This is a genomic window from Dolichospermum compactum NIES-806 (assembly GCF_002368115.1).
Classification (GTDB): Bacteria; Cyanobacteriota; Cyanobacteriia; order Cyanobacteriales; family Nostocaceae; genus Dolichospermum; species Dolichospermum compactum.
The window spans coordinates 4,249,982-4,265,665 of the sequence record NZ_AP018316.1; the positions used below are offsets into that span (position 1 = coordinate 4,249,982).

At 33.9% G+C, this 15,684-nt stretch carries 6 protein-coding genes; 5 read left to right on the forward strand and 1 reads right to left on the reverse strand.

Going from position 1 to position 15,684, the window contains the following annotated elements:
- The first annotated feature begins 76 nt into the window (after positions 1-76).
- From CA730_RS19690 to CA730_RS26155, 4 genes are all read left to right on the forward strand, one after another.
- Positions 77-5,782: an alpha-2-macroglobulin family protein gene (locus CA730_RS19690; RefSeq protein WP_096669863.1), complete on the forward strand. Its 5,706-nt coding sequence runs from the start codon at positions 77-79 to the stop codon at positions 5,780-5,782.
- 516 nt (positions 5,783-6,298) lie between these two features.
- A complete protein-coding gene (locus CA730_RS19700; RefSeq protein ID WP_096669865.1) occupies positions 6,299-10,720 on the forward strand; it encodes a hypothetical protein in 4,422 nt (1,473 codons plus the stop codon).
- 23 nt (positions 10,721-10,743) lie between these two features.
- A complete protein-coding gene (locus tag CA730_RS19705) occupies positions 10,744-12,258 on the forward strand; it encodes a Swt1 family HEPN domain-containing protein (RefSeq protein ID WP_096669867.1) in 1,515 nt (504 codons plus the stop codon).
- A 56-nt stretch (positions 12,259-12,314) separates the two neighbouring features.
- The gene (locus CA730_RS26155) at positions 12,315-12,437 is read left to right on the forward strand and encodes a hypothetical protein (protein WP_269076484.1); all 123 of its coding nucleotides are present in this window, start codon (positions 12,315-12,317) and stop codon (positions 12,435-12,437) included.
- On the opposite strand, the gene CA730_RS19710 is transcribed toward CA730_RS26155, so the two are convergent.
- The gene (locus tag CA730_RS19710; protein WP_096669869.1) at positions 12,434-13,348 is read right to left on the reverse strand and encodes a hypothetical protein; all 915 of its coding nucleotides are present in this window, start codon (positions 13,346-13,348) and stop codon (positions 12,434-12,436) included. The genes CA730_RS26155 and CA730_RS19710 overlap by 4 nt on opposite strands.
- A gap of 211 nt (positions 13,349-13,559) precedes the next feature.
- On the opposite strand from CA730_RS19710, the gene recJ reads away from it, so the two are divergent.
- Positions 13,560-15,605, forward strand: a complete 2,046-nt coding sequence (recJ, locus tag CA730_RS19715; RefSeq protein WP_096669871.1) for a single-stranded-DNA-specific exonuclease RecJ — start codon at positions 13,560-13,562, stop codon at positions 15,603-15,605.
- The last annotated feature ends 79 nt before the right edge of the window (positions 15,606-15,684 follow it).

Genomic DNA, 15,684 nt, shown 5'->3' on the forward strand with positions numbered 1-15,684 from the left:
AAATGTTGACATTTTATTTTGGATTGCTTTATTCACTGTAGCTAATTGCTTTTGATATTTTTTGCATTTATTTAATATGATAATTAGAAAAATCTTTAAGTTCCTGTTTGTTATCACTCTCGTATTTGGAATAACGGGTTGCAATTTTATGACTATTCAACCAGGTAAGGAAAAATTACCACCTGTTGAGTCATTAATAACGCCAAAGTTACCAGATTGGATAGAAAAAATCAGTCCTTTAGGAGATGCAAAACCTACCAGTCAAATTCGTATTCGCTTTCAGGAAGCTTTAATTCCTGTTGAAATTCTTGATAGTCCCCAACAGCAAAATTTATTAACTAAATTTGCAATTTGGCCTCCTTTACCTGGACAATTTCGCTTTTTAACTCCGCGTATGGTGGGTTTTCAAGCTGATAAAGCTATACCGGAAGCAACGCGAGTTAAGGTTACTCTCAAAGCGGGTTTAGCAGATTTAAAAAATCATCGCTTAAATCAAGATTTGGCTTGGACTTTTAATACTGAACCTATTCAAATTACTAATTTACCTGGAGTGAATCCCATTGAAAAAGCTGTAGTTGAACCCATTGATTTACAACCAAAGTTGCAATTTACCTCTAATTTAGAATTAGATTTAGATTCTGTCCAAAAGCATTTACAGTTAATTCCTGAAGGTAAAACCCAAGGTGTGGGTTTTAAGGTGGAATTAGCGAAGGAAGAAACACCAGAAAGTTTAGATCCTTTTGAAAAATTTGACCCTTCAGTCCGAAATTGGGTTTATAATCTTATTCCTGGGCAAAATTTAGAGAAAGCTACTTCTTACCGTTTAACTTTTTCTCTTGGTATTCTTCCTGCTAATGGTAATTTACCCAGTCAGAAAGAATTTGTCAGTAAATTAGCAACTTATTCACCTTTAGGATTTGTGGGAATTAAACCCTATGGAGAACCAGATTATGGGGGAACTTATGGGAGATTTACTAAAGGTAGTCCTCAGTTAGAATTTAATAACATTTTATTAGCAGATTCCGTTAAGGAAAATATTAAAATTAAGCCAACACCAAAAAATATTGATAGTGTACTGCAAATTTCGGAAGCAGATAGAATTGTCAGCATTAATCCTTATGCTTTACAACCAGCTACTACTTATACAATTAATATTGAGAAAAATATCAAAGATAAATTTGGACAAACTTTAAATAAACCAGTCACAATTAAATATGAGACAGGTGATATAGCTGGGAATATTTCTGTACCATCAGATTTGAATATTTTTCCTACAGATAAAGATTTACAAATTAATATTGATACCATTAATTTACCAGAGTCAAAATATCAAGCAGCTTATCGCATTGTTAAACCTACAGATTTGGTTTATACAAATAGTGCTAATGATTTATTACCCGAACCTGCTAAATGGCAAGATTTTAAAATTAGCAGCAAGAAAAATCAATCCCTAACTATCAATGTTCCTCTGAAGGAAAAATTAGGTAATCGTCAGGGAATGTTAGCTTATGGAGTGCAAGCAAGAACTCATCAATATCAAGAAGATGGTAAACAATTGTGGAAAGAACCAACAACTTATGGCATGGTACAATTAACCAATTTAGGACTATTTTCTCAATGGTTTCCAGAATCGGGTTTAATTCGGGTTCATCATCTGAGTGATGGTTCACCAGTTAAAGCAGCAAATATTCAAATTTATCAATCAAAATTAGCGGATAAATCTCGTCCTCAACCTGTACCCTGTGCAACTGGAAAAACTGATGATAAGGGAATTTTAATTATTGAGAATAATCAATTAACACAATGTTATCCCAAATTGCCATCTAGTTTACCACAATTATTAGTAGTTGCTAGTGAAAATCAAGACTGGGCATTTGCCAGAACGGAAGAATATACTGGTGCTTATGGTTATGGAATTGATGCTGGTTGGGAAGCTGAGAAGCCAGAATCAAGAGGGGTTATCTTTTCTGATAGACAGTTATATCAACCTGGAGAAAAAGCTGTCTTTACTGCTTTTGCAGATTATTTAGAAAATGGGAAAATCCAGGAAGATAAAAATTCCGTTTATCAAGTAACTTTAGTCAATACTAATGGCAAGAATACAGATTTAGGCACAAAAACCACTAATGAATTTAGTACATTTTCTTTAGAGTTACCAATTCCTAAAAATCAGCCTTTAGGATTTTATACTATCAAAGCTAAAGGTAACAAGGGACAAGAAATTTCTGGAGAGTTTCGGGTAGCGGAATTTAAACCTCCCAATTTTAAAGTTGATTTACAGCTAAATAAAGAATTTGCAGTAATTGATGACAAAATTGATGTGCAAGTAGGAAGTAATTATTTATTTGGTTCCCCAGTGGAAGGAGGAGAAGCTAAATATTTTGTTACTCGTCAACAGACTAATTTTATCCCTAAAGGTTGGGAAGAATTTAGTTTTGGGAGACAATGGTTTTGGCCAGAAGAAAGTCCGAATGTTCCTAATGATGTCTTACAAACTAACACTAAATTAGATCCTAATGGGAAAAGTAATCAAACTGTAACTGTAGCTAAAGATTTACCCTACCCCATGACTTATCGGGTAGATGTGCAAATTAGTGATGTTTCTAATTTATCAGTTGCTAATTCCCAAACTTTTACCGCTTTACCTAATAATAGACTGATTGGTTTAAAAAGTAATTTTGTCGCTGACGCTGGTAAGGATTTTCCTGTAGAGTTTATTGTTACGGACGCAACGGGAAAACCTCTAGAAAATCAAAGAATACATCTGGAATTACAACAGATGAAATATAGCAGCGTTACCAAAATTGTTGAAGGTAGTAAAACTCCACAAAATCAAGTTGAATATCAGACAGTTGGGAAAACAGATATTACATCTACGAATATTCCCCAAACAGTCAATTTGAAACCTACAGTATCAGGTTCATATCGCATTCGCGCTAATTTTAGTGATAGTCGAGATGAGATTACAGCTACAGATTTACAAATTTGGGTGACAGGAGAAAATCAAGTATTTTGGGGTGAAGAAGAAAAAGATAAATTAGAAGTAAAATTAAATAAAAAAGAATTTAAACCTGGAGATACTGCTACAGCTTTAATTCAATCTCCTTACCCAGAAGGAGAATTATATTTTGCAGTCATTAAAGATAAACCTCTCTATCAACAAGTGGTTAAAATTAAAGGAGGTGCGCCCCAAATTCAGTTTCCAATTACGCCAGAAATGTTACCTAATGCAGCAGTAGAAGCGGTATTAGTTAGACAAGGTAAACCACTTAATCAAGTAGAACCGGGAAGTTTAGAAAATTTAGCCAGAATTGGTTTTGCAGCTTTTAAAGTTAACTTAGAAGATAAATATTTAAAGGTACAAATTAACCCAGTTGAAAAATCTTTAGAACCTGGAAAAGAAGAAACTGTAGAACTGGAATTAAAAGATGATCAAGGAAACGCCACCAAAGGACAATTTACTGTCATGGTGGTAAATGAAGCGGTGTTACAACTAACTGGTTATCGTCCGCCAAATTTGGTAGATACTGTTTATGCGGAACAATCAATTTCTACCCGATTTAGTGATAATCGTCGTGATGTTAAATTAGCACCATTACCGCAAATTTTACCTAAAGGTTGGGGTTATGGTGGAGGTTTATCCAATGCTTTAGCAAATACTCGGATTCGTGAAGATTTTCAAGCTTTAGCTTATTACAATGGTGCTGTAATTAGTGATGAAAATGGTAAGGCGAAAATCAGCTTTAAATTACCCGATAATTTAACAACTTGGCGAATAATGGTGGTGGCTACAGATGGAAATTTGCGGTTTGGGAATAGTGACGCAACATTTATCACCACAAAGCCATTAATAACTAATGCTATCTTGCCACAATTTGCCCGGATTGGCGATCGCATTTTGGCAGGTTTATCCGTCACCAACACCACCACCAACACCGGAAATCTGAATATTAATGGTGAACTTAGCGGTTTTCTCAACTTCGCCGAAAATAACCCCAAAACCACGACATTACAAGCAAAAGCCGAGTCAGCAACCCAAGCTTATCGTTTTCCCATGGTAGTGGGTAATGTGGGCGAAAGTAAAGTTACATTTACCACCCAATTAAATAATATTGCTGATGGTTTTACTGTCCCCTTGGAAATTAAACCTTTAGAAATTACCGAACAAGTTGTGGAAACTGGTGTAAGTGAAAGACAGGTAAAAATTCCCTTGAATATTGCTAAAAATACCTTTCGTGAAGCCGGAGGTTTAGATATTCAATTAGCCAGTACCTTAATTCCCGCAATTAAAGCCCCTGCAAAACAAGTTTTAGAAAATAATGATTTACCATTTGCAGAACCAGCCGCAAGTCAATTATTAATTGCTGCAAATCTGCAAACTCTCACCCAAAAATATAATCAGACATTTGCAGAATTTAATCCTCAACAACAAGCAAAATTAGCAATTGCACAATTACAAAAATTGCAAATAGCAGATGGTGGTTTTGCAGCATTTCCAGGACAAGAAAAATCAGATCCTTGGGTTTCTACTTATGCTGGAGAATCTTTAGTTATAGCTAATCAAAGCTTTCCTGGTGTAGTTGATAGTAAAATTATCTCTAGTCTGAGAACTTATTTACAAAATGTTCTCGCTAACCCTGGACAATACGACTTTTGTAAACAGAAACTTTGTAAATCTCAACTGCAACTAAATTCTTTAATTGCCTTAGCACAATTAGGCGATAAACGCAATAGTTTCTTATCAGATATTTATCAACAACGTGATAATTTTGATCTAGTTACTCAAATCAAATTAGCCAGATATCTATATCAATTTCCTGAATGGCAAAATCAAGCCCAAATCATGCGGTTGGAGTTCCAAAAGAATATCTATGAAACTGGACGTACCGCAGTTGTAAACTTACCCAAAACTTGGAGTTGGATGAGTTCAAATACTGTTACCCAAGCCCAAGCTTTACAGTTATTTATTGATCAAAAAACCAACCCAGAAATCATTGACAAATTACTGCAAAGTCTGCTAAATTTACGCAGATATGGCACATGGGAATCTAGTTATAATAACGCCCAAGCCCTCACAGCTTTAGTGGAATATAGCCAACTCCAACCCACACCACCTAATTTTATGACTACGGTAAAATTAGCAAATCAGAAATTAGGAGAAACTCGATTTAATGGTTATCAAAATCCTAACTTACAAATAAATATTCCCATGAATCAATTACCTCAAGGTAAACGTGATTTATGGTTACAAAAATCTGGAAGAGGTAGATTACATTATTTAGTAGCTTACAACTATCGTTTACAAGGAAATCAACCAGGAAGATTTAACGGGTTACGAGTAACGCGAGAAATTAGTAAAGTTAATGAAGAGAAAACTATTCAAAAAATTGGAATGTATGCTTTTGATAAACCTTTAACTCTACAACCTGGACAAGTTTTTGATATTGGTTTAGAAGTAATTACAGATCATCCTGTAGATCATGTAGTCATCAAAGATCCATTACCCGCAGGTTTTGAAGCAGTAGATGATAGTTTTCAAACTGCGACACCAGCATTACAAGCAAAGGCCGATAATTGGCAATTAGGATATAAAACTATCTATAAAGATCGTATAATTTCCTATGCAAATCATCTCGAACCAGGAGTTTACAGTTTACATTATTTAGTCCGTTCCGTGACTCCCGGAACATTCATTTGGCCTGGTGCGGAAGCACATCTTCAATATGCACCAGAAGAATTTGGACGCAGTGCAGACTCCACATTAAACATTTCAAGTAATTAATTCTCTTTTCTCCGTGTCCTCTGTGTCTCTGTGGTTCGTGATTCAGCTAACAACGAATCGCACGCCATATCCCTATTGACTTTTGAACACACTCCCAGTAGTGTACTGTTGGGTAAATGTACTAATCTTCCTCCACTCCCAACTGCTGGTGTCATGATATCCGATAATGCTTGAGGAATGGTTTCTTTAGATTCTGGGGGTATTCTGTATAGTTAAAGTTTGCACATTGTTGATCTAGAGTGTGGATTTTTAGTTGTTTGATGGTGCGACTCAGGAAGAATTCGTTTTCACTAAAGTATAAATATGTTGACATAGTAGTGCGGCAATTGTATTGTCGTATATGAGCGATCGCTCTACACCCACTATAATTTTGTTTGCAAGGGAAAGCAGAGATTAGAGAAAACAGCACTTTCGTGTAGACTGTAAGAAGTAGTACAGGTTACACTAAATAAGTAATTAGTAATACAGTTGATTTTTTTAAGAATCACTGATTTATCAATAGATATCTAACGTTTTATGAACATACAAGATATTCAGGACAGTGTTAGGATTGGTGTGGAAATTTCCGTTATTCTTAGAACAGGCCATCAGTTTTCTGGCGTTCTTAGTGAGATAAGGGAGACGAGCATTATTTTACGTCAAGCATCTGGCGCAAAAATGCCTTTGGCTGCTGAAGCAATTGATTGTATTTTCCCAATACCAATTATAGATACCTCTACTGTTTTACCTACCCATTCATCCATCTCTTCTAATCTACAGAACAAACCTGACTTACAAACCTCTTCATCAGCTTTGAAAACTGAGTTAGAACTTGCCATAAATAATAATATTCCTATATATTCTCTTGAGGTTGTTACTAAATTAGTGGAAATTGATACTCGTTTTGATACAGCAATTACGCAAGCAAAATTTGATCCTTTACCACCTGACTTTATTACACCTCATGAAATCACATCTTTGCTCTACTCAGCGGAAAAGAAGAATATGTTAGAAGCATGGGATAAGGTAAAAAATCAATATGATCATGCTATTAAAAACAAAGATAGTCAACTACTTAATCGACCAATTGAAAGTTGTGAACAACTCATCAAAAAATATCCTAAATTGGCTTCTTCTCGATTTAATTTAGGTTGTCTGTACTATCAAAAGGGGCAAAATCGTAAAGCTGTTGAAGTCTTTGAATTAGCTGTTTCTACATCAAAAGACCATCGGGTATTGTACAATTTAGCAGCCATAGTTTTAAAATCCGATCAAGCTAAAGCTTGTTATGCCTTACATGAATATTTTAAACTCTCTTCACCATCACAAAATATGGTGGCTTGGTATAAATTTATTGATTTAGCACTGCAATCAGGCATAATTAATCAACTTAGCAATCTTTATGAAAAAACTATTGAGGATAGTAAAGAAGATGACAGTCGTTTAATAATTGAAAGTGCTGTATTTGCACTCAAAAAGTATAATAAAGAAAAAGAGGCACAAGAATTAACTGCTGCTTTTATTAAGCACTATTTGGAACTTGAGAAATTGTCAAATATTCTAAAATCAATGCTATTTAATCTTGATGTAGAAGCAAGTCAAGCATATCTTAAACAAGAACAAGAATTAAAGCAAGCCCAAGAACAAACTAAACGTTATGAAAATAAAATTAAACAACAAAAAGAAATTGAAAGTTTAATCAACTACGCCCAAACTTTAGCCAAACGCAAACAATACAATCAGGCTATTGTTGAAATTCGTAAAGCTCTTGAAAAAGACCCTGAACATACTTTAGCTCAAAATCTTTTAACAGAATATCGTGAAGCAGATAAAGAACGAGGATTACCAACAGGTTCGGGTGATTATGCCCAAGCTAAAAGGGCTGAGATTATAGATAAAAATTTAAAGAAAGCGGAAAAATTCTATCGTCAGGCTATTAAAAACAATGACAACGGTGAAGCTGCTGTTAAAGATTTAGCTGCACTTCTTACAAGGCAGAACAGGGATGAAGAAGCAATAAAAATTTTAACCGATTATAGACCAAAATCATTAAACAAAAAAAGTATTGATAACCAATTACTAAATATATACGGACACGCTAAAATGTATTGTAACGCCTTGAAGCTACTAAATGATACATTGAAATCAACTCCTCAATATGATTTAAAAAAAAGAGCTAACATTTTAAATCAAATTTCTGTTTGTCAAGTAAAAGAAGAAATGTTTGATGAAGCAGAAAAAACTCTTTCTCGTATTTTAGCCATTAGTCCTACTAATATCACGGCAAAAAAATGGCTTGAAGCATTACAGCAAGCAAAAAAAACTGGATTTTATGCTCGTTTAGAAGAAATATTTATTGTTCAAGATGTGTTAAATGAAAGTGGTACGAATATTAGTAAATTTCTTGAGTTTTATTTAGATCGCTGTGAATACCAGGGAGTTGATGAAGTTAAAATAGCCAATCGTAATTTTTCTGAAGAAGACTTAAAAAAACTAAAAGGTTTAATTGAAGGTGCTGGTAGAAAAAGACCTGGATTGAGAGCGCAACACAACTTATCTGCTGCTAAGTTATTACTTAATTTTGAGTCAGAGGGGGAACAACAAAAGATTCGTTTTTATTTACAACATTATGCAGGTGATATGGGAGATTCTTGTCTTTTAGAACAAAAACCTCAAGATGTAATTTTATCTTACTATCAGGAAGCATTTGCTATTGCTCCTAAATGGGAATGGAAACTTGGTGAAAGATTATCACGATCCCTAATGTTGTTATGCAATAAATCTTCAGAAGAAATAGTTTCTGAAAATATACCAAAGCCTGAAGAATGTTTAACAGAAGCAATCAAAAAAAGTAGAGGTCGTATTGTAATTGAATATCTACTCATTCTGTCTCTTAATAATCCAATTGCAGAATTTATTTTAACACTTATTAATAAAGATAAAGATCTAAATAAGAATGTTCAATCCTTATGCTACGAAATATTAGGTGAATCAGGTGAATCGAATCTAGATTTTCAAAAATTTACAGAATTGTGGGGACGAACTCGTGATGTTTTAAATAGACGAACTGAGGAAATTATTAGAGATTTAAGTTTATTAGAATCTTCAGCTAATGATTTAGGATTATTAGAATACCAAATTAATCAAATACAATCTATTATTCAAAAAATACGTGTATCTTTAGATAAACGTCGTCTTAATGACATTAATAAAGTTTTAGGTTTTATGTTTGATTATAGGCAACAAAAAACTTATACAGAAAGAGAGAGATTAGTAACAGTTATTAAAAAACAAATTAATCAACTAGCGGATGAAATTGAAAAAGAACCTACTAAATATTCTTTAGAATTATTTTATCCTTATTTGAAAATTTTAGAGAAAACAATTGAAGAACATTTTAAAGAAATTCAGATGCTAGCTGAACCTAATGAACTTCAAACTAACTTGTCCATTGATTCTTACACACCTGATGAGAACTCAACTATTAAATGTCAAATTACAATTACTAATGAAAATGGAAGAAGTCCGGCAAGTTCTATAAAAATTTATGTAAAGCCCTCCCCTAATAATGAATATAGTATTCAAAGTAAAGATATTGATGTTACAGAAGCATTATCTGGAGGTCAATCGGTTACTTGTCAAATTCCCGTAACTATTACGGAAATTGCAAAAGAATCACAAGTATTTACATTGTACTATGAACTATCTTTTATTACTCGTAGAGATGAGAAGAAAAGAAGTGAGGATACACAGTCTATTAAGCTTTATTCAAACACGGAGTTCAAAGACATACAAAATCCTTATGCTACTTATGCACAAGGGAGTACGGTAGAGGACAAAAATATGTTTTATGGACGGGATCAATTAATTAATGTTTTACTATCTTCTATCCGTAATGCCTCCTCTGCTAAGAGTTTAGTAATATACGGACAAAAACGTGCTGGGAAATCATCTGTACTTTACCACTTAAAACAACAATTAGGATTACCTATAATTCCTGTTTCTTTCAGTATTGGCGATATTATTGGAGATGATTTCTCAGTAGGCACTTTTCTATATCGAATTATCCAATGCATAGAAGATGCTTTTGAAGACCTAAATGATCAAGGTTATCCAGCTATTGATGTTAAACGTCCTACATTAGATGAACTTCAACAAAATTCGCAACTTCAATTTCAGGATTATATGACTAACTTACGTAAAAGTTTAAAGAAAGTAGAGGCATATAAAGATGCTAAAATAATGCTTTTGATAGATGAATTTTCTTATATTTATGGTGAAATTATGCGAGGACGTATTCAAGATACATTTATGAAATCGTGGAAGGCTTTGCTGGAAAAACGACATTTTGGAGCAGTTTTGGTAGGACAAGATACAATGCCCCAATTTATTGCTCATTTCCCTAATGAATTTCAAGTAGCAGAAAGCCAGCGTATTTCTTATTTAGCAGATGATGATGCCCGTTGTTTAATTATTGATCCAATTCGTATTATTGATACCAGTGAAAGTCGTTATAAAGGAGATGCTGTTAATTTATTACTAAGATTGACAGCAGGTAGTCCTTATTATATTCAGATATTTTGCAACCGATTAGTTGAGTATATGAACCGCAAAAAAGCTATTTATGTAACTGATGCAGATATTGAAACTGTAAAGGAAACATTAATTGGTGGACATAATTCTCTTGATGATTCTGTATTTGATAATTTAATTAGTGCAGGTGATAGTAGTATTGACAACATTAGTAGAGAAGATGCGTTATCTGTTTTACGGGATATTGCTCAAGGTTCACGCATTCAATCTCATTGTGATCGCTCTGCTATTAATTTCCAAACTTCAAAACCTATAGATCAGATTCTAGATAATTTAGTAGGACGAGAAGTAATAGAAAAACAAGGTACTTCTCTTTATAAAATTAAAGTTGGTTTATTCAAAGAATGGTTACTAGCACATCAATAAAATAGACAAGGAGATTTATAACCATGCAAGATTATTTTTATAATCCCTTTGCGAATAACGGCAACATTGTTTATGATGATAATTTTGTCGGTCGTCAAGACGAAATCAGAACTATTCAACAACGAGTTATTAATTCACCACAAGCAGGTTGTTTAGCTATTGTTGGTGCGCCTAGAATTGGTAAATCTAGCTTAGTTTATCATACCTTAATCTATCCTAAAAATATTCTTGCTGAACGTAAAATATTAACATTTAGAATTAACCTTCCAGATGTAAAAAATCATCAAGAATTATTTCGAGAGTTCGTGAAACAGACATTAGAGTCTTTGGATGATGCTGATTCAGAAGATGAATTTATCCTTATTAAAGGAAAATCATTACTTGAGAAAAATCTTCAGTGGCTGGACCTTCAATCTGAAGTTCGTAAGTTTTTTAAAAAGCTTAAAAGATCTAATTGGCGGATAATTGCAGTAATTGATGAATTTGATCAAGCACGCCATATCTTTAAAGATGGTGTAGGATTTCAAGCATTGAGAGAATTAGCATATCAACCCGAATGGAGTATATGTTTGGTTACAGTTTCAAGGCGTTATTTGTATGAGATCGGTAATCAAGTAGATATCTCCAATCTTCCTGGTATTTTTAAAGATGAAATTTTACGATGTTTTAGTCAAGAAGAATTAAGAACTTTATTAAACAAACTACAAAAAATTGATTTCGATGTTACTAATGAATGTTTTCAGTTTATTTGGGACAATACAGGGGGACACCCTCACCTAGCTTCAGCTTTATCATTTGAATTAGCTAACTCATGGTTAAATAGTCAGAAATATAATTTAGAAGAAAGCTTGCAAGAAGCTACATCTGAATTTTTGAAATATTATGATAATTTAATAGATATTCTCAAAGAAGATGATTCTCTCGATAAACTACTTCAAATATTGTTTGGTCCTGTAATTACAGCCACCAAATTTGATGCAGAAAAATTTGTTAGATATGGATTAATAAAACCTAATAATTATGGATATTATCAAGTTTTTTCATCTCATTTTGAAAATTATCTCAGATTAGTAGAACGTTCAAGAGATTTATGGCCTCTTTGGCGAGATACGGAAAGAAAGCTCCGTTCTTTAATTACTGAAATTATGGAAACCGAGTATGGAGAAGATTGGCCTTCCCAATTAGAAAAATCTCGTCCTAAATTAAAAAAAATGATTGATCAATTTCGAGAAGCACAAGAAAAGGAAAAGAAATCATTTGGAGGACGTGCTTCAACTAACTTACTAGACTTCTCTTATCCAATGAATTTATATGAAATTATTTCATCTCATTGGAATTTATTTGAAAAGATTCTCAATCAGGATAAAAATTATTGGTCTGCTCGGTTTCAACTTCTGGCTAAACTCCGTAATCCAATGGCTCACATAAGAGATGAAATTATACAAGAGCATGAACGTCAAATAGCTGAGGGATATTGTCAAGAAATCCTTTATAACTTGGAAGAATATAAAAGAAGAATCTACAGCAATCCGAATTAAATACTGAAAAAATACCTAATTTGGATAAATTTAGCAAGTGTATCTTAAAAATACTCATGTATACACTTTTCATAGATAAAAAATATCCAACAATCATAATGTTTTTGTCCTTGCAGTCAACTAAATATGAAGTATGCGATCGCCCCTCCATTACTATAGGCGATCGCTCTCATCATTAGTATAATCCCCCACTGGAAACATCAATTTTGGCAATCTGATTCCGACAATATTCTTGCGTCGGTGTCACAGAAACAACTTCCACCTCTACAGGTTTTTCTGGAGTGGGGTTAATAATAAACTCACTTGGTCCTTGATGCGGTTTTAGAGGATTTCCCCAGTCATAAGTATAACCTAAACCAGACCAAGGATAATATTCTTTTTTGGCATTGGTGTAGGAATTGGTGTATATTGCCTTAACAACAGGACTACTATCAGGAACAGGTAAAGGTAAAAGATTACAACTAGAATCGTTAATTTCTCCATCAATACATGGTCTCATCAAATCTTCGGCTTTTACCCACATTTCCACAAAATGAGTTTTAGTGGAATATTTATTTAAGATTAGTCCTAAATACTGCTGTAACCGCAATGAGAGTTCAACATTATCAGGAATATTGCTATCAATTGCTTGATATTTTTGACAAAATTCTTTTACTTGTGGTACTGCGGTAAACCAAGTTTGATAAGGTAGCAATTTCTTTGCACCTATTGGCCAATCTGTACTTGGGTTACTTGTGTATTTCCAAGTTGACATCAAATATTCTACTTTGCCATTATTTGATCTCGATTTTACTTGGGGATTATTTGGAGATAAAGCCCAAAGATTATTAACTACTTCATCTGCTAATGGTTGTTTGGCATCTTCAATACTATCTGCTAATGTTTTGGTGAGAACATTATAAGTTTCTGGTTGATATTGCAATAGATAGTCATAGACATTTTGGCTTACTTCTAATTGGGCTAATTCTGCTTTGAGGATTGGAGTATTGTTACTAGTAATTCCTGCTGCTAATACTCTATTTTGCCACCCGAAAACTAAAAAGGCACAACAAAGTAAGCCTACAAATAATTTGTACTGCCAATTTTTCATGGTTAATCACTTGGTACTTGGAATTTTGTATCGAAACAGATTATACATGAAGATACTATCAGTTTTGTAGTAAGAATTGTTAATAAATCATTAAAAATACTGAATTACGTATTATAAATACAGAACTAATATTTGATTTTAAAAAAGATACGTAGGTTGTGTTAGCGACAGTATAACGCGCCATGATCAATGAAAAAGACGGAAATTGGCAATGAACAATAACCAATCAATTAGACGCTTACCCAATCAACGTTGGCAAATTGCAGCAACAAATCCCGAAGCCAGTTTAACATTAGCAAATTTAATGAATATTTCCCCCATTATTAGCCAATTGTTAATTAATCGGGGGATGAAAAACCCAGAAGATGCAAAAATATTTTTAGATCCTGAATCTTTAAATTTACCTTCTCCTTTGGAGGAATTTCCTGATTTAGCTGCAAGTGTGGAATTATTGGAAATGGCGATCGCTAATCAAGATAAAATAGCTATATGTGGCGACTATGATGCAGATGGTATGACCAGCACTGCTTTACTACTCCGCAGTTTACGCGCGTTAGGTGCTGATGTTGATTATGCTATCCCCAGTCGAATGCACGATGGTTATGGCATTAATAACCGCATTGTTCAAGAATTTCATGATGAAGGGGTGAAACTAATTCTCACTGTAGATAACGGAATTTCTGCCGTTGAACCAATTACCAAAGCTAGAGAATTGGGTTTAAAAGTTATTATCACAGATCATCATGATATTCCCCAAATATTACCCCCAGCTAATGCAATTCTTAACCCGAAACTAATCGCTGAATCTTCTCCCTATCGAGGTGTGGCTGGTGTGGGTGTGGCTTATATTTTAGCCGTTTGTTTAGCCCAACAATTAGGCGAACTCAAAGGTTTAGTACAGCCCCTTTTAGCCCTATTTACATTAGGAACTATCGCCGATTTAGCCCCTTTAACTGGTGTGAATCGTCGCTGGGTAAAAAGAGGTTTAAATATATTATCAAAATCTACTTTACCAGGGATACAAGCATTAATTCAAATTGCCGGAGTTCAAGCTAGTGAAGGAGAAAAAAATCAAAATTCAAAATCTTTAAAACCCGAAGATATTGGTTTTCGATTGGGACCAAGAATTAATGCTATCGGCAGAATTGGTGATCCCCAAATTGTCATTGATTTACTCACAACTGATGATTTTAGTATTGCACTAGCCAAAGCTATCCAGTGTGAACAAACTAATACTCAACGTCAACAAATGTGCGAAGAAATTGAAAAAGAAGCCATTTCTATTGTTGAAGATTTATATGTAAACTCTTTACAAAAAGACCGCGTATTAGTTGTTATCAAAGAAGATTGGCATCATGGTGTTATTGGCATTGTGGCTTCCCGTTTATTAGAACGTTATGGTGTTCCCGTTTTTATTGGAACTTACGAAAATGAAGGCATAATTCGGGGTTCAGCGCGGGGAATTCCTGAATTTCATGTATTTGCAGCTTTAGATACTTGTCGGGATTTATTAGGTAAATTTGGAGGACACAAAGCTGCGGGGGGATTTTCTTTACCAGCAGAGAATTTACCAGAATTTCGGTTGCGGTTATCTGCATTTGCAAATCAGTGTTTAGAACCTCAACACCTTAAACCGCTGTTGAAAATAGATACTCAAGTTAATATTCACGAAATTAATCAGGATCTTTTTCAACAGTTAAATATTCTTCATCCCTGTGGTATTGATAACTCAGATCCAATTTTTTGGACTGCGAATGTTCAAGTGATTGAACAGAAAATAGTTGGTAAAGGTCATATTAAATTAACTGTATCCCAAACTATAGACAATCAGCGTCAAGAAATTAAAGGCATAGCATGGCGTTGGGGTGATTATTTTCCCTTACCATCAAGATTAGATATTGCTTACAAACTCCGAGAAAATAACTTTAATGGTAAAACTACCATTGAAATGGAGTTAATCGGTGCAAAACTCCCAAATCACGTTGCTGAACTTTTTGCTAATTCATCAAAACCACCACGCGCTAGTTTTGAATATAAACAGCGTCAATATACCTGTGGAATCTATGAAAATGGTATGAGTAGGGAATTAAGAGTTAAGAATTCTGAAGGTAAAGTTTTAGTTATGCAACCAGAAGATAAATTTGGTCTGTTAGGTTTCAACCGCGACAATGCAGAACAGATAGATCTGTCCCAACCCATCTATGAAGGAATTGTACAAACTGCAATTCAGGCTTTATCAACTTCTGTACAGAATTAAAGATTTAAAACTTTTTTAAGCGGGGATTTAAACCCCGATGATCCTAAATGGGTAATTGGTGATTAAATAAACCATTACC